This is a genomic window from Oligoflexus sp. (assembly GCF_035638955.1).
Taxonomy (GTDB): domain Bacteria; phylum Bdellovibrionota_B; class Oligoflexia; order Oligoflexales; family Oligoflexaceae; genus Oligoflexus.
The window spans coordinates 1-20,049 of sequence record NZ_DASQYZ010000105.1; the positions used below are offsets into that span (position 1 = coordinate 1).

At 52.6% G+C, this 20,049-nt stretch carries 23 protein-coding genes and 1 tRNA gene; 12 read left to right on the forward strand and 12 right to left on the reverse strand.

The genetic code is table 11. The features are described 5' to 3' along the window. Nucleotides 1-259, forward strand: a 259-nt coding sequence (locus VE954_RS09950; protein ID WP_324952211.1) for a hypothetical protein, incomplete at its 5' end; no start/stop codon positions are given. Nucleotides 260-316: 57 nt separating this feature from the next. On the opposite strand, the gene VE954_RS09955 is transcribed toward VE954_RS09950, so the two are convergent. Then, nucleotides 317-1,183: a S1 family peptidase gene (locus VE954_RS09955; protein ID WP_324952213.1), complete on the reverse strand. Its 867-nt coding sequence runs from the start codon at nt 1,181-1,183 to the stop codon at nt 317-319. Between the two features lie 254 nt (nt 1,184-1,437). Here VE954_RS09955 and VE954_RS09960 point away from each other — a divergent pair, with 254 nt between their 5' ends. The 5 genes from VE954_RS09960 (at nt 1,438) to VE954_RS09980 (ending at nt 7,074) form a co-directional block, all read left to right on the forward strand. Then, on the forward strand, nt 1,438-2,487 hold the full coding sequence (locus tag VE954_RS09960; RefSeq protein WP_324952215.1) for a DUF3089 domain-containing protein: 1,050 nt from the start codon (nt 1,438-1,440) through the stop codon (nt 2,485-2,487). Between the two features lie 6 nt (nt 2,488-2,493). Continuing rightward, entirely contained in the window at nt 2,494-4,224 is a 1,731-nt protein-coding gene (locus VE954_RS09965) for a cation:proton antiporter (RefSeq protein ID WP_324952217.1), read from the forward strand. 242 nt (nt 4,225-4,466) lie between these two features. Further along, on the forward strand, nt 4,467-5,213 hold the full coding sequence (locus VE954_RS09970) for an NYN domain-containing protein (protein ID WP_324952219.1): 747 nt from the start codon (nt 4,467-4,469) through the stop codon (nt 5,211-5,213). Between the two features lie 191 nt (nt 5,214-5,404). Continuing rightward, nucleotides 5,405-6,100 carry a hypothetical protein gene (locus tag VE954_RS09975; RefSeq protein WP_324952221.1) on the forward strand — a complete coding sequence of 232 codons (696 nt, stop codon included), beginning with the start codon at nt 5,405-5,407 and terminating at the stop codon, nt 6,098-6,100. Between the two features lie 101 nt (nt 6,101-6,201). Then, on the forward strand, nt 6,202-7,074 hold the full coding sequence (locus VE954_RS09980) for a lysophospholipid acyltransferase family protein (RefSeq protein WP_324952223.1): 873 nt from the start codon (nt 6,202-6,204) through the stop codon (nt 7,072-7,074). Here the strand turns inward: VE954_RS09980 and VE954_RS09985 are convergent. Continuing rightward, nucleotides 7,036-7,701, reverse strand: a complete 666-nt coding sequence (locus VE954_RS09985; protein ID WP_324952225.1) for a type II CAAX prenyl endopeptidase Rce1 family protein — start codon at nt 7,699-7,701, stop codon at nt 7,036-7,038. The two genes, VE954_RS09980 and VE954_RS09985, sit on opposite strands and share 39 nt — an antisense overlap. Nucleotides 7,702-7,806: 105 nt before the next feature. Here VE954_RS09985 and VE954_RS09990 point away from each other — a divergent pair, with 105 nt between their 5' ends. Beyond that, nucleotides 7,807-8,835: an endonuclease/exonuclease/phosphatase family protein gene (locus VE954_RS09990; protein WP_324952227.1), complete on the forward strand. Its 1,029-nt coding sequence runs from the start codon at nt 7,807-7,809 to the stop codon at nt 8,833-8,835. On the opposite strand, the gene VE954_RS09995 is transcribed toward VE954_RS09990, so the two are convergent. Both VE954_RS09995 and msrP read right to left on the reverse strand, forming a co-directional pair. Next, nucleotides 8,813-9,832 (reverse strand): FAD:protein FMN transferase, encoded by a 1,020-nt coding sequence (locus VE954_RS09995; RefSeq protein WP_324952229.1) that lies wholly within the window; start codon nt 9,830-9,832, stop codon nt 8,813-8,815. The two genes, VE954_RS09990 and VE954_RS09995, sit on opposite strands and share 23 nt — an antisense overlap. Before the next feature lie 12 nt (nt 9,833-9,844). Beyond that, nucleotides 9,845-10,828, reverse strand: coding sequence for a protein-methionine-sulfoxide reductase catalytic subunit MsrP (gene msrP, locus VE954_RS10000; protein ID WP_324952231.1), 984 nt, complete (start codon nt 10,826-10,828; stop codon nt 9,845-9,847). Between the two features lie 267 nt (nt 10,829-11,095). Here msrP and VE954_RS10005 point away from each other — a divergent pair, with 267 nt between their 5' ends. The 3 genes from VE954_RS10005 to VE954_RS10015 all read left to right on the forward strand — a co-directional run bounded on the left by VE954_RS10005 (nt 11,096) and on the right by VE954_RS10015 (nt 13,304). After that, a complete protein-coding gene (locus tag VE954_RS10005) occupies nt 11,096-12,124 on the forward strand; it encodes a hypothetical protein (RefSeq protein ID WP_324952233.1) in 1,029 nt (342 codons plus the stop codon). Then, nucleotides 12,121-12,888, forward strand: coding sequence for a hypothetical protein (locus VE954_RS10010; RefSeq protein WP_324952235.1), 768 nt, complete (start codon nt 12,121-12,123; stop codon nt 12,886-12,888). Before VE954_RS10005 ends, VE954_RS10010 begins: the two co-directional genes overlap by 4 nt. 167 nt (nt 12,889-13,055) lie before the next feature. Next, nucleotides 13,056-13,304 carry a hypothetical protein gene (locus tag VE954_RS10015; RefSeq protein ID WP_324952236.1) on the forward strand — a complete coding sequence of 83 codons (249 nt, stop codon included), beginning with the start codon at nt 13,056-13,058 and terminating at the stop codon, nt 13,302-13,304. On the opposite strand, the gene VE954_RS10020 is transcribed toward VE954_RS10015, so the two are convergent. The 4 genes from VE954_RS10020 to VE954_RS10035 all read right to left on the reverse strand — a co-directional run bounded on the left by VE954_RS10020 (nt 13,305) and on the right by VE954_RS10035 (nt 16,477). Next, entirely contained in the window at nt 13,305-14,501 is a 1,197-nt protein-coding gene (locus VE954_RS10020) for an endonuclease/exonuclease/phosphatase family protein (protein WP_324952237.1), read from the reverse strand. Next, nucleotides 14,446-14,946: a dihydrofolate reductase gene (locus tag VE954_RS10025; RefSeq protein ID WP_324952239.1), complete on the reverse strand. Its 501-nt coding sequence runs from the start codon at nt 14,944-14,946 to the stop codon at nt 14,446-14,448. Before VE954_RS10025 ends, VE954_RS10020 begins: the two co-directional genes overlap by 56 nt. Next, a complete protein-coding gene (locus VE954_RS10030; protein WP_324952241.1) occupies nt 14,943-15,737 on the reverse strand; it encodes a thymidylate synthase in 795 nt (264 codons plus the stop codon). The genes VE954_RS10025 and VE954_RS10030 overlap by 4 nt, the downstream gene beginning before the upstream one ends. A gap of 71 nt (nt 15,738-15,808) precedes the next feature. Further along, nucleotides 15,809-16,477, reverse strand: a complete 669-nt coding sequence (locus tag VE954_RS10035; RefSeq protein WP_324952243.1) for a TetR/AcrR family transcriptional regulator — start codon at nt 16,475-16,477, stop codon at nt 15,809-15,811. A gap of 139 nt (nt 16,478-16,616) precedes the next feature. Here VE954_RS10035 and VE954_RS10040 point away from each other — a divergent pair. Beyond that, nucleotides 16,617-16,691, forward strand: a tRNA-Arg gene (locus tag VE954_RS10040). Nucleotides 16,692-16,861: 170 nt separating this feature from the next. On the opposite strand, the gene VE954_RS10045 is transcribed toward VE954_RS10040, so the two are convergent. The 3 genes from VE954_RS10045 to VE954_RS10055 all read right to left on the reverse strand — a co-directional run bounded on the left by VE954_RS10045 (nt 16,862) and on the right by VE954_RS10055 (nt 18,785). Next, a complete protein-coding gene (locus VE954_RS10045; protein ID WP_324952245.1) occupies nt 16,862-17,770 on the reverse strand; it encodes an alpha/beta hydrolase in 909 nt (302 codons plus the stop codon). Nucleotides 17,771-17,894: 124 nt separating this feature from the next. Further along, entirely contained in the window at nt 17,895-18,149 is a 255-nt protein-coding gene (locus tag VE954_RS10050) for a hypothetical protein (RefSeq protein ID WP_324952247.1), read from the reverse strand. A 189-nt stretch (nt 18,150-18,338) separates the two neighbouring features. Further along, complete coding sequence (locus VE954_RS10055; RefSeq protein WP_324952249.1) at nt 18,339-18,785, reverse strand: hypothetical protein; 447 nt, start codon at nt 18,783-18,785, stop codon at nt 18,339-18,341. 301 nt (nt 18,786-19,086) lie between these two features. Between VE954_RS10055 and VE954_RS10060 the strand changes: the two genes are divergently transcribed. Beyond that, the gene (locus VE954_RS10060) at nt 19,087-19,728 is read left to right on the forward strand and encodes a M12 family metallopeptidase (protein WP_324952251.1); all 642 of its coding nucleotides are present in this window, start codon (nt 19,087-19,089) and stop codon (nt 19,726-19,728) included. On the opposite strand, the gene VE954_RS44185 is transcribed toward VE954_RS10060, so the two are convergent. Beyond that, complete coding sequence (locus tag VE954_RS44185) at nt 19,687-19,938, reverse strand: DUF3750 domain-containing protein (protein WP_414698991.1); 252 nt, start codon at nt 19,936-19,938, stop codon at nt 19,687-19,689. The two genes, VE954_RS10060 and VE954_RS44185, sit on opposite strands and share 42 nt — an antisense overlap. Nucleotides 19,939-20,049 lie beyond the last annotated feature (111 nt).

Below are 20,049 nucleotides of genomic sequence, written 5' to 3' on the forward strand. Positions count from 1 at the left end.
GTCGTCGGTGTTTCCGCCGGAGAATTCACCGGCGGAGCGTATTCGCAACATTCAGGGACGGCTGAAGGTTTCCCACAATAAACTCAAGCAGCGTCATATCGATGAATTTATGTATAACTGGTGGTTTATTTCGCATCCGGAGCGCAAGAAAGAGCTTAAAATCAAGTATCTGCATCTTCTGCAGGATATCTATCGCGAGTCTCTTACGGTCCCCCACGAGCATGTTTATCAGCTGACGATCGATTTGATTACGCCGTAAAGCTTGGAAAAGTGCCGCATGCCCCAAACGGGGCATGCAGGCTACGCTGAGATTTCCCTAGGGACTCACACTCTGAATCCAATCCTTATAATAGCGAATGTCGGTCGAGTTGCTGTTGGTGCCTGCGCAACCCAGGAAGGGAATTTCTGCGCCGGTGGAGGCAGCACCGACCAGCTGCAGCTCGCCATCCACTTCAAAGTAGGCGGGGCCACCGGAGTCACCGGCGCAGATACCTTTGAACCAGGTGCCATGCGTGACGCGCGCAATCTTCCCGTTTTCGGCAGAAAAGGTTGAAGCAATCGTCCTGAGTATGCCGGTGTCGTTGGTATTGCGATCCTTGGTGATCCCAAAACCTGCAAGCACAGCGGTCTTGCCATTGACGGCGATGCCGGGATCGGCAATTTTCACAGGCAGCATGCTGTCCGGGATATCCTCAGATAGAATCACAACCCCGATGTCATTGGGTTTGCTGAAAGGAAATGGCGACAAAGTCTGTGATGGGTTCCAATCAGGATGCGGAATGACCTTCTCGGCTCGGATATAAGTGCCGTTGGCCGATATTTTCGCATCAAAGTGCACCACGAAGTTTTCAGCTTTGGGCAGGAGCGTGCCGCCTTTATCCTTATTGTTGATCAGCTCCTGAACGCAGTGGGCTGCGGTGACGATCAAGCGCGGACCGACAATGGTCCCGCTGCAGAATGAGTGTCCTTCGTCCAAAAGGGAAGGCGTGGTCGCCTTGTCTTTCACAAAGTCGGTGGTCAAAGCCACAGTGGATCGACGAACTATGCTCTGGTCATCGGCTTTCACCTCCTGTCCACCACGTATCATCAAATCCGATGTATCCGTGGCTGGTTGCCCACAGCCCCATGATATGCTGACAATGAAGCCGGAAAGTAGCGTCCATCTAGTGATTGAAACACTCATCACGTCTCTCCCAATTGCAAATTGTGCGTAGCGTCTTCACACACAGTATTCAAGTCGCATCCCAATGGTCAACTTGTTTTTCCGTGTTGCATAAACCTGAAAGAATAGAGGTTTTCGTGTATTTGTTTCGAAATGCTAAATGAAAACGAAAAGACACGCGAGCATCGCAGCCTCGGCAAGATCCGGGAAGAGCGTTGGGCATTTGGGTGAAAGTGCCGTAAAATAGGTGATTGAATCGAAGTGAGGGGCTGCTCTTGAATTGGCGCAAATGGATTCTTCCTGCTGTTATGCTTCTATTGATTGCATTCGGATACAGTTATCGGTTTCAGCTTTTCTATTTACTCATCACGCCGATTGTGGATTTTGATCCCGATCACCTGCCGCCGGCGCCAGACTATCAGGATCTAAAATTTTGGGCCATGCATCCAGCCAAGGAAAACCTGAGTGATCCGGCTCAAGGTCTACAGGTTTTTTGGATACATCCCACGACGCTCCGCAGTCCCATTCGGTGGAATGAGGCACCTGGTGATATCGCTGCCACGGAACGGTTTGAGTGGACCCGACGGGAACAGGCTTCGCTTTTCCTCACGTGCTGCCGTGTGTTTGCTCCTCATTACCGTCAGGCAACGCTGGCTTCATTCTGGCAAACCAAAAGTGGGTATCAGGCGCGATCCTTGGCTTACTCCGATGTCCGGCGGGCGTTTGATCAATTTCTTTTGGATGTCAACCCAGGGGAGCCCTTTGTGATTGCAGCTCACAGCCAGGGAACGGAACATGGATTGCGCTTGCTCCATGAACGGATCGCCGGGACCCCGATTCAAAATCAGCTCCTGGTCGCGTACCTGGTTGGTATGCCTCTGCATCGGGAAAGCCTGGACACGTTCATGCCGCAGATTCCGATCTGTGACCGTCCTGAAGCCACAGGTTGCCTGGTCGGCTGGTCCACGCTCAAAGAGACGCTGAATCCCGAAAACTACCGGAAGCATGCTGTCTGGCCATCCGAATCAGGCTATCATAGTGTGGCTGGCGATTTTGTTTGCGTGAATCCAGTGTCCTGGAAGGCTGATGGTGTTGGAACCAGCACGGATCAGCACCAAGGCGCCCATTTACGTAAACATGAAGGGCTGAAAATCAAAGCACGTTGCGAACGGGGCGCTCTTTTGGTGGATGATGTGGATGCGAATCTCATGATTGCCCAGAACGGCAACTATCACCTCGATGATTACGCTCTGTTCTACTACGATATTCAGAAAAATGTCAGGACGCGCGAAGCCGCGTACCGCGACGCGAACAAAAGGCCTTAGACCTCTATGGATAATCATTCGCTGGTCACTGATGTTGCTTTATCGATCCTGGGTGCGGCCGCGCTCGGGCTGCCGGCTTATCTGCTGCGATTGCCCTTGGTTTTGGCTTATCTCGCCGCCGGTCTGATCCTCGGCCCGAGCCTGGGTTTAGGGCTGGTGCGCGACCCCCAAAGTATTGCCACGCTGTCAGAAATCGGCCTCGTGCTGCTGATGTTCATCCTCGGACTTGAGATCGACCTGCGGAAACTCATGCGGGCGGGCCGGGCCGTGCTGATCAACGGGGTCACTCAATTTGCAGGTTGTACGGGTCTGGCTCTAGGTATGTTCTATCTCCTTGGTTATCAGAACCGCGGCAACGATTATACGCTTACTTATCTGGCGATCGCCGGGTCCCTTTCCTCCACGTTGGTCGTGGTCAAGGTTCTGAGCGATCGCCTGGAACTCGATCTGATGACCTCGCGCATCACCCTGGGTATTTTGGTTTTGCAGGACCTTTGGGCGATCAGTTTTCTGGCCTTGCAGCCTAACCTCGATCAGCTAGCTGCGGACACGATTTTTCTCTCGCTGGCGAAAGCCGTGTTTTTGATCAGTGCCAGCTGGCTCGCGGCGCGCTATGTCCTGCCTCATGTTTTTCAGAGGATTGGCAAGCAGCCGGAGCTGGTGCTCGTGGCGGCCATGGGCTGGTGTTTTGGAATCAGTGGCCTGGCCGGTTGGATGCAACTGTCCCGGGAGATGGGAGCGCTGGTCGCAGGTATCAGTATTGCGGCGTTTCCTTATCACACCGATATCGCGGCCAAGATCACCAGCCTCCGGGATTTTTTTATCACCCTGTTTTTTGTGGCTTTAGGGATGCAAATCCCAAGTCCCAGTATGGGTGTCATCACGCTTGCCGGTTGGCTGACATTCTTTGTGATCTTCAGCCGCCTGCTGACCGTGTCACCGGTTTTGTTTATTCTTGGTTATGGTTCACGAGGCAGTCTTGTGCCGGCGATCAACCTCGGGCAGATGTCGGAATTTTCCCTGGTCCTGGCCACGCTGGGCGTGAGTCTCGGGCATGTGCCGCGTGATTTTCTTTCGGCTTGTATTTTAACTCTGGTGGCCAGCTTTCTGATCTCGTCGGTGCTGATGCCCAAGGTTCATGTGATCCATAACTTTCTGAGCCCCTGGTTTGAAAAGCTGCGGATCCGGGAGCCTGAGCCGGTGAAAGAACAAACTGATGAGGCGGAACGTAAGGTGCCGCGGATCGTGCTCCTTGGCTTTTATCGCGAGGCCAGTTCCTTTCTGGAAGAATTGACCCGGCGTCATACCCAAACGTTTCTACAGGATGTGCTGGTCGTGGATTATAACCCGGAAACTCTGGCTAAGCTGCATGAACGGAATGTTCAGGCGGTTTATGGTGATGTGGCTCACAGTGAAACGCTGCGGCACCTGCACCTGGATAAGGCTGCGATCATTATTTCCACGGTGCCGGATCACCTGTTCAAAGGCACGAGTAACCTGAAACTGCTACGCACCCTGCAGGACCTCGCTCCCCAGGCCATGCATATCGTAACGGCCGAAACGATCGACGCCGCTCGGCAAATGTATGCGCAGGGCGCGTCCTATGTGTTTATCCCGCGCATCGTCGCGGCTCATTATCTGGTGGATGTGATCGAACGGATTCAGTCCAACCGCCTGGATGCGATCAAGCAGGGGGCCGAGAAGTTTATTTCCAAATGGCAGGAGACACTGCCTTAAGATGACGATCGGCTTCGGGCACGAGAGCTGCCTTAAGATAACGATCGACTCCGGGCACGAGTGCTGCCTTGAGCTTCCTTAAGCCTTCGCTCCCGATTCTTCGGAATCGTGCTATGATCGCGAGGCGGGTTTGAAGGTCCTGGCACTTTCGTGTATGAATGCTGGGATTGAGGCTGATACCATACAGCCTGTATGACGCGTACCCGCATGGATCAACGTGGTACGGAACCAAGGAGGTACTTTTGAGAGCCGCTATCTTTATCGATGGGGCCTATGTGAGAACTCAGTTCAAAATGCATAAGATCGAACCTGACTATGCTGACATGGCTGATTATTTTCTAAATCCCCTGCGCACATCCTTTCCGCTCGATCTGCTTCGTTGCTATTACTATGACTGTGCCCCCTACATGTCACCTGAACCCACAGAAGATGAATTGAAGCGTATGGAGGTCCATAAGACCTTTGTCGAAAATCTTTTGAGTTTAGGTCGTTGGGCCATTCGTCTAGGCAAGTTGCAGAAACGCTGGGAAGGCCAACGCGAGTATTATGAACAAAAACGCGTGGACGTCCTTTTGTCTGTCGACCTTGTTCGACACGCCGCCGCTGGCCATATTCAGCATGCTGTGCTGGTGGCAGGCGATAGTGATTTTGTGCCCGCGGTGGAAGCTGCCAAGGAACATGGTGTGACCGTATCGCTCTGGTGCGGACATGCCAATACCGTGCATCGCGACCTGATTTCTCTCGCGGATGAAGTCTATACGTTTGAATGGTCCGACTTCCCAAAATTGAGTGAAGAGTCGTCCAATCCAAACCATCATGCCCAGAAAAAATTCAAGAAGCGGCGCCGACGCGGCGGTCGCGGTCGCGGCGGTGGGCGGCCCGAAGGCACCAACGATGACGGTGCGATGAAAGACCCTGGCGTAACTTTGGACTCGGATGGCAAGTCCACCTGGGGCGACCGGCTGAAAAAATTCACCGGATTGAAATAGTCGGTAACGGTTTCTCTTCTTGCTTAAGTCACGAATTTCCAAGTAACAATGTCGCAACCGTCGACAGTGTAATCCAGGGTATCAGCCCTGGATTACCGGCGGCATGCAATTCCAATGACTTGTGCGTCCAAGGTGAGGCTCGCTCTTTGCAACAACATGCCGACCGGACACTGCTGAAGGGAGAATGTAAGATGATGACCTTAGGTAAGAATTTGCTCGCGCTCACCGTGTTGCTGATGTGCAGCGCGCCCGTCCTGGCCAATAACAAAACCCTCTTTGTCAATGGCGTGAACGCGGCAGTGCATGGGGACCTGATGGTCGATAAAGGCGAATGGCGGAATAAAGAATCTTACAGCGCCTTGCGGATCAAGGCTGGCTTTCAGCTTGTGCGCATCGGTTTCGTGGGTTTGACCGTGGGTTATCAAAAGGTCGGTTTTTACACCGCAGAAAAAAATTGGACCAAGGCTGGTGCCAGCAAAACCAATTTCGACTATCGCGGTCCCGTGGCTGAACTGCATCTCTTTCCCGATGCCATGTTTGGTTTCTCGGTGGCAGGCTTTCAAGGCGAAGGCTTTAGTTTCACGAAAGGCGATAATTCCACAGCCTTTCCTGTGGCGTGTGCAGGGGAGCAGAAATGCCTCGATACAAAAATGGAACGATCGCGTTTGAGCGTTAAAGAGCTGACCGCTCAGGTGAATTATACATTTCGCCCCGGCCTCCAATTATTTGTAGGGGCAGGCAGCCGTCAGGTGACCGGTACCCCTTCGTATCAAGTCTTTACAACGGATAAGTTCGGCACCAGCGATACCTGGGAAACCTACAACACCCCGAAGTGGAAGATCGACACGCAGTTCTATCTGTTCGGATTACGCGGGACTACGCTGTAAAACCAGGGCAGGGGGCACTCCGCACAACTGCCTGTCTTCGTCAGTTCCCATCCGTGTGGTAGGATGGACGCTTTCCTGGGTTCACGCCGGAGGCGTCCTATATGAGCTTCATTCGAGCTGTCTTATTTAGTGTTTTTATATTCGTCCCCCTGCTCATCATCAATGCTTTCCAAACATTAAGCATCCTGTGGAAGCCATTCAGTCTGAAATTGTTTCGACGCTATAACAATTTTTGGGCCAATTATTATTGGTCCTATGTCGGCTTTATGGCCCAAACGTTCGGTGGCCTATCGGTTGATATTATCGGTGATCGATTGCCGCATCATGAAAATGCGCTGGTGCTGGCCAATCATCAAAGTGCGGTGGATATCGTCGTGCAGTTGATTGTGGGACGCACCTGCAATCGACTCGGGGACATGAAATTTTTTGTGAAGGACGCTCTGAAATGGGTGCCTGGGCCTGGCTGGGGCATGGTGTTTTTGGAGTGTATCTTTATGAAACGGAACTGGTCCGAAGATCGGACGCGCGTTCTGGAACAGCTCCGCCGGTTTCGGAAGGACCGCGTTCCAGTTTGGGTGAACATCTATCCCGAAGGCACCCGGATAAAACCTGGCAAGCTGGCTGCAGCCCAGGAATTTGCGCGCAAGAATCAACAGCCCATTCCCCACCATGTGCTGATTCCTCGTGTACGTGGTTTCCTTGCGACGCTTGAGGGACTGGAAGGTCACCTGCACGCCGTCTATGATCTCACCATTGCCTATCCCCATCGGGCACCCACGCTGTGGAATGTGCTCTCGGGTCAAGGCACACAAGTGACAGTCGAAGTGAAACGCTATCCGATTGAATCGCTGCCAGCTGATGCCGAAGGGCGCTCCGCCTGGCTGCTCAAACTTTATCAGGATAAGGACAAGCGTCTGGAGACACTGATGGCTCAATTAAAGCCAACCCCAAGCCTTGCCCAGCAACGCGCCTAAATAAAAAAGATAGTGGGTAAAAAAAGGTGTCCACGGGGATCGCCAGCGCACGCGCGCGGTGCCCCAAAACATGAGGCCCACGAAACTTCCCAGAGTCACAGTCAGCGCAAATATCGGCGGATTGTCGATCAACACACCGAAGACATGACTGAACGCAAAGATGAGCGCGGCTATCACGATTCCTTGCCGATCGCCCCAACGCTCACGGACCAGGTCCAGCAAAAAATAGGTCGTCAGGATTTGCTGAAACGAAATCAATGTCACAATCCTCGGCGGCGTCCGGTACTGCAGCTGTTGCAGGATCATAACGCTGGGTGAATTCTGTTCCCCTATAACCCCAAGGCGCTGATAGTAAAGAACCGTGACGAGCAGCGCAATCAGAGCGAAGATCTTATCCAAATGAGATAGCCGCCAGTTTTGTTCCGCCCAACGGGTCGGGAACCAGCGGCGCCACACCACGAGGCTTATCCCCAGCAAAAGCAAGTCGCGAAGACCCAGCATAACGCTGGTTTGATAGCTGCCGTGCAAGGCCATGCCCCCACGTAACATCAAAGCATTCAAAGAAAATCCGATCATCCAAAGAAAGATCCAAAGGACCAATCCTGTGACAAGGCGAGACTCCAGCATATGCTATACCCCAAAATGACGTAGGTGATCCTTGTAGAAACTATTGACCAGATACAGGATTATGAGTAGATGTCACCCATCGAAAAATTCGAAGCAGGAGTCCAGATGAGACCCGTGTTGCGAGCAGGGCCAGTCCCTTTATTTTTGAGTTTATGCCTCCTCTTCCTGTGCTGGAGTCCCGGCGGAGGAGCAAGAGCGGCCGACTCGCCCCTTCGCATGGCGTCTTTCAATATCCAAATCTTCGGCCAGTCCAAGATGAAGAAAGCCGCCGCCGTCTCGACCCTGCTTCGCATCCTCGACCGCTATGACCTCGTCTTTATCATGGAAATCCGCGACTCCGACGACACTGCCATCTACGAACTGCTCAACCGACTCAATCAACAAAGTTCCAAAAATTATCAAATCATTGTCAGCGAACGCCTGGGCCGGACGAACTCCAAGGAACAGTACGCCTACCTTTACAATCCCGATAAGGTGATGCCGGATCAGGCTTATGTATGGAATGATACGCGTGACCTGTTTGAGCGCGAACCTTATGTCGCCCGATTCCGCTTTGGCGGCGATTCCTTCACCATGATCGGCATTCACACCTCCCCATCGGATGTTACGACCGAACTCAACGCGCTGCCGCCTGTTTACAATGAAGCGAAACAGAAATTGGGCAGCCGCAATATCTTCATCGTCGGAGATCTCAATGCGGACTGCAGTTATTACAATCCGAACAAGGGCTTTGACTTTTTCGGCGATAAATCCACGGCTCTGGTCCCGGAAGGATCCGATACCACTGTGGCGAACACATCCTGCACCTATGATCGCGTGTTGGCCTTCGGGAATCTGCCGCGTGCCAGCAGTACAGCCAAACCCTTTAATTTCCAGACTGCTTATAGTATGCCCCTGGCCGATGCCCAGGTCGTCTCCGACCATTATCCCGTGGAAGGGACGCTCAGTGATTTGCGGGATTCCACAGAACCACCTGACAACGAACCGCCTGTCGTGATCATTCCTGATCCTGTCCCTTCGCAAGGTAGCGTTGCCCAATGCGGGGTGAGGCCAACCTTCACACCTCGCGGTTACTGTTACGCGGAGTTTGGCAGCAGTCGCAAGCGCGTGGCTAACGCTTGCTGCTCTCGGTAAGGTATCGGGTAAATCCGCCGAGGCTCTCGGTGCGAAATCCCTGACCCTGATGCAAAATCATGTAAACGGCGAGCTGTTTCATGTCAGCCGATTGCTTGCGCGTGGCTTCGGGGCCCAGCACCATGAAGGCGGTATCCCAGGCATCGGCTTCCCAGGTCATGGGGGCGATCACTGTCACCGACGCCAGCTCATGCTGAACCGGGCGGCCGGTGCGCGGATCAATCGTATGGCTGTAGCGCTTGCCATCCATTTCAAAATATTCGCGGTAATCGCCGGCAGTCGTTAAACCCTTGCCTTCAAGATTCAAAACCGCTGCGACGTCACCCGTGGCGTCAGGCGTGTCGATGCCGAGCGTCCAGAGCTGGCCGTTCAGCTTTTTGCCTTTGGTTTTAATCTCGCCACCGATTTCCACCATGTAGCTCATGATCCCTTTCCTATCGAGCAATGCAGCCACACGATCGACGCTATATCCCTGAGCCACGCCCGAAAGATCCACATGGATATTGGGGTTTAATTTCTTCAGAGCTGCGGGCTGACGTCGGCTCAGCAGTTTTTTAAAGTCGACATCTTTTTTCGCTTCCGCAATGGCAGCCTCGGTCGGGATGCTGCGATCCTTGGTTTTAAAGGGACCAAAGCCCCAGATCCGCAGCAGAGGACCAATGGTGATATCAAAGGCTCCGCGCGACTTCAGACTGACCTTATGGCAGAATTCGACGAGTTTCAGCAGATCCGCATCAACCGAAAACCATTCCGTGCTGCTTTGTCGATTGAACCGACTGATATCCGAGTCCGGCCTATAATTGGAAAAAACCTTATCGAAGGTGGCGAGTTCCTTTTCAATCGCACTCTGCAGCTCGGTCTGTTCCTTGCCATTAAAGAGCACGCGCCAGGTGCTGCCTTGTGCGGCACCTTCGAGGACATTGGGTTCGATTTTACCCAGGCCTTCGGCAGAGAGGGGCAGGCTGATCAGCAAGAGCGGCAAAAACCAAAGACCCATGCAACTTAGTCCTTAATAGAGCTTTTTGTTGTCGAACTTACTGTAAATCGAGGCCACAGCATCAGCGTAGCCGTTAAACATAAGCGTTTTCTGTTTGGAACTGAAAAAACCTGATCCTAGCACGCGCTCCGTTTTCTGCGACCAGCGTGGATGAGGGACCTCGGGGATGACATTCGAATAGAAAGGATATTCGTCCGGCGCCCGGATTTCCCAGGAAGTTTTCGGTTGAGCGCTAACGAGTTCGATGGAGACAATTGATTTTATGCTTTTATAGCCATATTTCCAAGGCACGATCAAACGCAAGGGGGCACCATTCTGATTCGGCAGAACCTTGCCATACGCGCCAACGGTGAGAAGCGAAAGGTCATGCATGGCTTCGTCAAGCCGCAGTCCCTCGACATAGGGCCATTCCAAAATGGAAGTCTTCTGCATGGGAAACTGAGTCGGATCCTGCAGAGTTTTAAAGAGAACATATTTCGCTGCGCTGGTGGGTTGTGCACGGGCGAGGATCTTGTGCAAGGGAATGCCGACCCACGGCACCACCATGGACCAGGCCTCGACGCAGCGAAACCGATAGATACGATCTTCAAGGTCAAAGGGTTTCAGAAAATCTTCGAGCTGGTAGTCAGCCGGTTTATTGACAAGGCCATGGACCTTGACGGTCCAGGGTTTGGTTTTAAAGCTTTTGGAATTTTGCTTGGGATCTTCCTTGTCTGTTCCAAACTCATAGAAGTTATTGTAGGCGCTGAAATCCTCAGGCCTGGTGATGGCTTTGCGCAGGTCCTTGTCCTGGTATTTAGGATTGGGTTTCACGCCTCGAATATCGGCATAAGCGTATTTTTCGGGTGCGGCCAGGACCTCACCCAGCGGGAGCAAGAGAGAACCCAAAGCAATTCCACTGGCAGTCTGCAAAAAGTGACGACGATTCTGATAAACGGCTTCTGACGTGATCTCAGAGGATTTGATATCGTGACCACTGCGACGGCGAATAAGCATGGAAAGCCTCCTCTTGCATAAAACGCTCAGGAATCAGCGCCTATCTTAACGAAGTTACGCGTCTGGCATCAAGGGTTGCATTCGCCAGCGGTGTCGGACGGGATTTGGACACTGTCGCATCCCTGGTCTCTTCCACACTGCCTACCCGATGTGCAGGGCGTGCTTTATGTCAGTTATTTCCACGAGGTAAATGCGCTGCAACATGCCGTAAAACATGGCTAAATTCTTGCATTACTGTGCCTTATAATGATTGTGCTGGGGTCCGGTATGAGCCGACGCAAGTCCATACCCATTCTCGCGACCCTCCTTCTGAACGCTTGCCACCCGATTGTTGTGCGGGTTGGCGAGCGAACTCAGAGTACGGGGGATGGGCCCCAACTTCCCTACACCAGTGAAATCGATACGAGTGCGATGACGAGTTGGAACTCGGTTGAAGACTTTCTGCAGCAGCTGGATACGATCAAAAAACTCGGACGTGATGCCCTGATCAAACGCTATCATGAAGATGGTCGACAGACGATCCGCCAGGCATTCCGGCAGTTCCGCGATGCTGTCGAAGATCAAGCGTCCCGCGATGTTGCTCAGGATGTGCCTTATCTGGGTGAACTCGAAGCAGGGGCCTGCGTGCCTATCAGTGCTCGTGATATTTTTGATCTTGAAGTTTATGGGGATCTGCGGGCGATTCTCGAAACAGTTTTTCTGAGCCGCATCCAACCGGCTGCATCGGTTCCCAATCCCACCATTCCAGGTGCGGTGGATGAGATCACGAAACTGGGATTTTTTGAGCTCGGTATCGCGATGGATGGAGCGTCCTATTATAGAACCATTCCGAATCAGGAAATCCTGGGGTCCGATCTGCAGTGGAAAGTCATTCACGAGCAGAACGAACCCGAGTCGTGGATTGAGTCGGATCAGCGTCTGGTCGCCTTTCACTTTTATCGCCGGCATGAGCAGCCCGATCACACCACATTTCGCCTTGAGGCCCGGGTTGGTCCCGAGCTGGTGGACGGGGGCGGCGGCAGCCTACCGACCCTGGTCATGGATTATCACAAAACCATAGAAGCCGAAGGCCAGAGTTATCAGGAAATAGTGATTCAAAGCGGCTGGCGCGAGACGTCCGGCCTGTGGCAGAAGCTCCAGCTCAGCCGAAGGATTGTGGTCAGTCAGGATATTAACCAGGGCCGCATTCTTTATATTGCGGCCACGGAACAGTGGAAAAAGCCTGGCGCTATCTTGAAAAAATTTCGCATTGACATGGATGCCCGGAGTCTCTGCTCTGACTTGAGCGGCTCATGATCAAACAGGTTTTCATTGCGAGCCTTGGACTCTCAGGTCTCGCCTATGCGGAACCTGCCGAAGACTTTGTACCGAGGTGGAGTCTGGAACTGCCTCTGGGATTTCCCGAAGGTTTGGGAGCTGAACTCCAGTACATGAGCAGCCCCAGGTTCTCGCTTTTTCTCTTTGCTCATCGGCCCACACCCATCCGTGTCAAGGCAAGTATTAAAAGCCGCAAGCTGGTCGATCGCGATGGATTCATCATTCGCAGTCCTGATATCGATTTGCCGTTTCACGTGCAGTTGGGCCCGCATCACGGTGCAGGCGCCAGCTATCGACCCTTTGGTGCGGCGTTCTTTTTGAAGTTGGCCTGGGAATCACGCCTGGTCACGGTTGACAGTCTGGTGCAGAGTCATCTGGAGATCATTGATTCGCAATCACGCACGTTGACTCATACCCTTTTTCAGGGGGAGGCTTCCACACGCACCGAGCAAAGTCTTTGGCGACCGAGTCTTGGCTACCGTTGGGATCTCGGTGCCACCGACACGTTTTTTTCCATTTACTCGGGCTGGTCCCAGCCCTATCAAGCCCATTCATCCGTACAAACGTCCGTGCGCGTGCGCAACCCAGGAGCCACGCGTCCCGAGGATGTGGATGCGCAGAATCTGAGCGAAGCGGAAGCGCAACAGGGCCAGGTCATCCACCAGAAGCTCATCGAGGAACTGAAAAAATTTGAGAGCCTGGCGCTGCCCATGTTTGGCATCAGTTTTGGCAAATTCTTTTAAAATTTGTGACTTGCAGCAGGATGCCCTGAATTTTGCGGGAATGTAAGAATCTAGGTTAGGAGCTTAAAACAATGATCCCGATCAAGGGCTTGGATGTTCCAGGCTTAGCCGCGCGACTTGAGCCCGGGGCGCAATTGTCCGAAAAGGTGAGCCAGAGGAGGAACCCGATGCAAGACATATCTCCAGAGTTGGGTACGACAGCAAAGATTCTGGAAATCAAGGGTTCAACAGTGTGTTGTATTTTCATCGACAAGGACGGTCGGCCGGACCTCTATGGAGGCATGACCTGGCTGAAGCGCGATGATATCGTCACTACTCGCATTCTGCGCCTTGGTGATCTTTTGACAGTTACATTCGATGCTCAGCACAACGCGCATGGGCAGGTCATCTATAAGCCGGTTTTCTGCGAGCGCTGATTAATACTGCCAGGAAAAATCCAGAAGCAGGGGCAGGTGATCGCTTGCCAGCCGCAAACGCGCAAAATCCTTACCAACCGAAACGACAGCCACCTGATCGGCGCGACCAAACGAAATGCCGCGCTGCAGTCCGACCTTGCGTCCCGGTTCGGCCAGAGCTTCCAACAGGGGAGTCAGATCGGAATCCGGATCATAAAGGCCATGAATGCGGCGGTCGGGGTTGGCAAAGATCACTTCCAGGTTATGGATTTTGAGTTCCCGCGACACCAGAACATAATCCAGCTCAGTCGGCAGTCGATTATAATCCCAACCATCCGCAAAAAACGTGATGGTCGGATCCAGGCGCGGCAGATCCCATAGAATGGTCGGTGCAATCCGAGCCAGTTGCGGATCAACGCGCGGATCCGCCAGTAGACTCTGCAGAACCGGGCCACCCGGACAATTCTTATCCCGCAGCGGGCAGTTAAAATCACCCATCGCGAGAAAGGCTTGATCCTGGGGCAACGGCTCAATGCCTTGCGCCGTGAGATGCGGCCGTGGTTCGCCCGTCAGAAACCAGCGTAGAAATTCCAGCTGGGCCCGATTGCGCTGCGCATTCGGACTTTTATCCTGACCAAAATTAAAGGCGGGTACGGTATGCAGGCAGACGACAGCCAGCGATCGCCCTTCGATGGTCAGCCAATGCACGGTGAAACTTTTATCGAAGAGTTCAATCTCATCCGGGTGGACACCGCCCAGATTGAACGACGTCAGATCAATATTGGGTTCCCATTCCTTCCAGCGGAGTTTCTGAATCTCCAGGGTTTTTTCCAAAGGGAAACGACTGGCAAAGCCAGTTGCGTATTGCCCTGGAAAAAAGCCGAAGTTGCTGCGATCCAAAATTTGGCGGGTAGGGTCACTGCGCAATCCAGTATTGCTGGGAGACAGTCGATAGTAGGGGAGGGTCTTTTGCGGATCACAGTGACCCAAAAAAGCCCCGAGATTATCACGGGTCGGATCGTGGTGCACTTCGTTGATGGAAAAAAGATCGGCGCCTAGGGCCTGGAGAATATCGGCCGCCGCCTGCACCTGGAGGTGTTCGGGCTGGCTCAGTTTCAAGGTATCCAGTTCCTTGATATTCCAATGCACAAGACGCAGGCTATCAGCCGGCCGTTGACTTGCGCTCATAGACGGTGAAGGTAAAGGGCGTGGCTCCATCAATCTTCTCCTGGCTTTTGACCACAAATCGTTCCGGATCAATTTCCGGATACCAAGTGTCCCCTTCGACGTCCAGAGGCACCTCACTCATATAGATGTGATCAACAATGGGCAGAGATTGAGTATAGATCTGGCCGCCACCAATAATAAAGGCCTCATGACCCCAGGGACCGTCCAGCGCCTGGCAGAGGTCCAGGGCTTCTTCAAGGCTTGAGGCGCGACGGATTTCTGCCGGCAGATCCAAATTCTGCTGCGACACGACAATGCAGAGTCTTTGCGGCAAGGGACGGCCGATGGATTCATAGGTCTTGCGCCCCATGATCACCACATGGCCACTGGTTAATTTTTTAAAGAGTTTCAAATCTTCGGGCAGGTGCCAGGGCAGTTTGCCTTCCCGGCCAATCACACGGTTTCGGGAGCAGGCCACGACATGGGAAAACTTCATATAGCCACCGGAGCTTTGATCGCCGGATAGGGATCGTAATTTTGGAGCGTGAAATCTTCATAACGGAATTGGAAGAGATCGCGCACAGCCGGGTTGATCTGCATAACAGGCAAAGGTCGTGGGCTGCGGCTGAGCTGCAGCTGAGCCTGCTCCACATGATTATTATAAAGGTGCACATCCCCAAAGCTATGAACAAAATCACCCGGCGCCAGGTCGAGAACCTGAGCCATCATCATGGTGAGCAGCGCATAGCTGGCGATATTGAAAGGCACACCTAAAAACACATCCGCACTGCGTTGATAGAGTTGGCAGGACAGGCGACCGTCGGCCACATAGAATTGAAAAAAGGCGTGGCAGGGAGGCAAAGCCATGGTTTCGACTTCACCAGGATTATAGGCCACTACCAGGTGCCGACGGGAATAGGGATCGCGCCGCAAATTTTCCATGACCTGGCTGATCTGATCGATCGTTCGTCCATCCGGCGCCTGCCATGACCGCCACTGCGCTCCGTAAACCCGGCCTAGGTCACCCGCTTCATCGGCCCATTCATTCCAGATGGAAACACCATTTTCCCGCAGATAGTTCACGTTGGTGTCGCCGCTCAAAAACCAAAGCAGTTCGTGAACGACGGATTTCAGATGAACTTTTTTGGTGGTCAGCAGAGGAAAGCCCTGACTCAGGTCGCAGCGTAATTGATAGCCAAATATGCTGCGTGTTCCTGTGCCCGTGCGGTCCGGTCGGGTGGAGCCTTTTTCGAGAACGGTTTTTAATAGATCCAGATAGGCTTGCATGCAGCTCTTTCCATCGCAGTGTCATGGTCACCGACCACTATAATCACTCGCAGCGGGCAGGGCAACATCCGTCAAAAATTGAGGTCACCAGGCACGTCGCCGGTGTCGAGACTGGGGACCGGTCTCTGGCTATTGACCATGTCAGGCCGCAGCAAACGTTGCAGAAGGTCGATAATGACAGTCGACTGATCGCCGGCACCCGAAGCCGGTGTCCGTAGAGGATGGATGGCCTGCCATAGTCCCCAGGTGATGGCCGTGAGGCGGGTGGCGGTCAGATCCGAACGCAGGACCCCCAGCAGCTGGCCCTGATTGATCCATTGCTGGAGCCAGGCGTCCACTGACAGGGCGGTTGCCCGGGCCGGATGATCATCCTGCTGTTCCCCACCGACAAGAAAGTTTAAAACAAATTGACTGATCCCGGGTTTCTGCAAAAGCGTCTGTTCCAATCCCTCCAGCAGTTCCTGTGTGGTCTGCCAGTAATGCTGTTTCTGTCGCGGCAGTTGTCGTGTCAGGGGGAGAAGGCGGTTGAATTCCCGCACCGTGGCTTTATAGAGGGTCATAAAGAGATCCTCTTTCGACGTGAAGTAGTAATACATCGTGCCCTTGGCCATCTGACTCGCTTTGATGATCCTATTGAACGAGGCATCCCGATAGCGGTGCCGGGCAAACTCTTCCAGCGCAACGGACATGATCAGAGCAATCCGGCCGGTATCGAGTTTTTCGATGCGCGGATTTGGCATATATTAACTCCCTGGGGTTTTTGACATCTTATCACGCCACCTTGGAGTTTTACGAGTCGACAGAAATGAAGCCCCGGTATTAACTTATTGACAAAAATCTCCAATCTTTTAATTTGGGTGCTCTTCGATCCCCCGAAGTGGACTCGTAGTTTAATGGATAGAATGCTGGCCTCCGAAGCCGGTGATACAGGTTCGATTCCTGTCGAGTCCGCCACTTCACACTTGCCTTTCATTCAACATTCGTGATGCAAATACGATCAGTCCTACAGAGAGCTTGGTTGAGACTTTAAGTCTCATTTTTGGTCGAGTCTCTGGAACCAACGGATGGAATTAAGGAGGAAGGTAGCGCGCAAACTGACGATTCGCTCACGCGCTTTTCTACCGCTACAATGTCGCCGAAGCTGTTCCTGACATTTCAGTCTGCTGATCCGATCCGGTCGACGCTTCAAGCGTGGTCTCTTCTCTCATGAAGCTAAGCGTCATGTCAGCCACTTGATCGTAAGCTGAATAAACAATCGAGTGTGCTTTGCCTGTGATGACCTGAAGGCGGGCATGAGGCAGAAGCTCGGTAACTTTTTCAGACCAGTTTTGTGACACCACCATATCCCGCTTACCTCGCATGACTAAAACCGGCATCGTCAAGTAGGGCAGCTTCTCTTCAATGGGATTGTTAGAGGTACGCTGTATCATACGGATCATTCGCAGGAGCCCCGTCTGCATAAATTCCATGAAGTAGATCATCTTCATGGATATCGGCTCCAATTGCATGCTCAGAAGCTGCCTTCCATACTGCCCGAGTAGCAAGCGAAAGCCGGGTTCTGGAGAAACACCGGTCAGGACCAGCCTCGCGACACGGTCGGGATAACGATAGGCCAGGTCAATGGCAACCTGGCTTTCCAAGGAGTTCCCAACAAACATAGCCTGCTTGGTATGCAAGGAGTCCATCCACTTGCACATGATGTCCGTCAGTTCCGAAACGTTAGGAGGATCGGCCGGCTTATCGCTCCAGCCGCATTCAGGGTAATCGGGAATATAAACCTGCATTTCTTCAGCCAGACGATTGGCGAGGGGAATCATAAAACGGCCCGATATAGCCGCATCTTTAAAGATCCAGAAAAAGGCACCAGCCTTTGGGGTCTGGCTGTGAGCAAATATTGCAATATCAGTGGCGTCGGTGAAGCGCTGATACGCACTTTGGTTGAGACCTATCAAAAGCGTGGTGCCTGTTATATTGACTTTCTGTATTGTATGTACCGCGCGGAATTTATTATTGAATATGATCTTTGCAGGCATGGGTATCCTGTTTGCGAAGAAAAACCAGATTCTCTCGTCCCTACGCAACAGACCGCATTGATTGCTGCCAGCTCGGGTCGGGGATAAGCGACCTCTTCATCCCCCGGCTCGAGCATGGCCTGACCTAGGCGTCTGTTCCTATTGCACGCTGCCTGATCCGCATGAGTGTTTCATCGTCTGCAGCATTCACAAGATACTTCAGAATTGTCAGTCGTGAATTCCTGCTCATGGGCACAACCAGGACGCGTTCATAGGTGATCGTCCCTTGCTGGTGGTCTTCATAAGCGAACTCAAATTCAAGGTCTTCTGGAATAATACTATTCATATAGAAGAGGTTTTCCGCGTGAATGATTTCAGTATTTTTACTGGGATTTGTCATGTTAGCTCCTTTATTGGAGGAATGACCGACAGAATCCTCCCGAAAGTGCAGGCATCACAGTTCGAGAATATATTGATTTTCGTAAATTGAAACCAAAACTCGGGCTGCGGTTTTAAGTAGTAAAAGCTCTTGGGAGTTTTCACCTCGACCGGTGTTGGAAAAGGATGGAAGGCCAGGGCCTTCCGCGAATTAAGGAGCAATGGATATCAGACCATCCGAACTCATGGTTTGTCCTACAAGAATCGACGTCATATGCGGACTCAGGTGCGCCTGGATACGGGCCTTGGCCTGCACAATATGAGAAAGAAGGTCCACGCGCAGCTGGTAAAAAAGATCATGGCGGCTCAGCGGATCATCCGCTTGCTCAATTTCCTGAAAGAGTGTTTGAGCTTTTCTATGATCCACGCGCAAAACATTCAGCACCGACATCTCATCTGCGGGCTTGCCGACTTTATTCAGCTCAGTGCCGGCCAACGCCGCAGCTGTATGCCGTAGGCGCCCGGAGGCACCTATCACGGGTGCTTCACCCATGATGAACAAAGTCCCTATCTTTTCCACCAGGGCCTCCACCTGCCTGACATGTTTTTCCATGGTAACCTGCACCGCTGAGAAGGGTGCCAATGCTTCTTTGCACATCGATAACTCCGGGGTCGATATGGAAAACTATAGAGGGATGGTCTTTTCCGTAGAGAACAATGCATACGAGGAGATGTCCGTCCCCGTTGGGATACCAAGCCATATAACGCTACCTCCCGTGTTCCCCAAGGGGTTTGCTGCCCCCTAGCCATGCATACCTGGACCAGCAACACCTACACGACCCAAGGAGTTTAGTTTTTCTAAGCCAACGGACCTCACAAAATTGTTCCAACATGGATTTACCTATGGTAGCAATTGTTAGCTGGCTGGCCAGTTCAAGAACACACACAAGGGCAAACTTATGAAACAACTCATGCTTATTGGACTTACTCTTCTTATGGCAAGCTGTGGATCAAGCCAATCCGACTTGCATAGCGTCGCTGACGCTTCGGCAACATGGAGTAATCCGAGTGCGATTCCAGTATGTTTTGTGGATGGCAATGCGAACTGGCAGAAGTACCGCGATTCAGTCAAGCAGACCATTACGAGCAACTACAACCAAACCGAGAGCGTGCGTTTCACGGGTTGGGGGATCTGCGGTTCAACATCGAAAAAGTCGACCATTAGAATAAAAATGGGCAATCCGATTTCGTTTTCTGAGGGCTCCGTCATGGGCTGCAGTCACATCGGACCTGGTCCATCCTCGTTCTCAGCTTGCGAATCCTTGCTGAGTGATTACAGTGGCTCCGGCTTCAACATGTACATCTTTCCCCTTGATCAGGGCACTGTTGTCCACGAGTTTGGTCATGCCCTGGGTCTTCGCCATGAGCATGCCAGATCAGATGCCCCTGCAAGATGTCAAACCAGGGAACTCGCGCGTAATGGTGGGAATGTCGTCTACCTGAGCGAGGATTATGACTATGACTCTGTTATGGGTTATTGCAACAACGCTTCTGAACTTTCAGCCACTGATATCGATGGTCTGAATCAACTGTATCCCTAATATTTTTGACGCGTGAGGGGCCTTGGGGCCCCTCTTTGAATTCGCCCCAGATCGGCGATCGGGAATATCCTCGCGGGCCATGATCGTGCTCCCGCGTCCGTACCCCATGACATGATAAGTCACGTACGAGGCAGCATGTTTGTCCTTGATCGCTATCCATGTGTGAACAGCGAAATAGCCTTTCCACCTATAGGCACGTGCAGCATAGATTTACACCAGGGCTTCGGGCTCCTGGGATGGCAATGGGGCAATGCCCATGCTGCTTCGGTCGGCGCTCCACCACTGTGTCGACAAAGAGTTTTTTGAAAATGCCAGGAATGA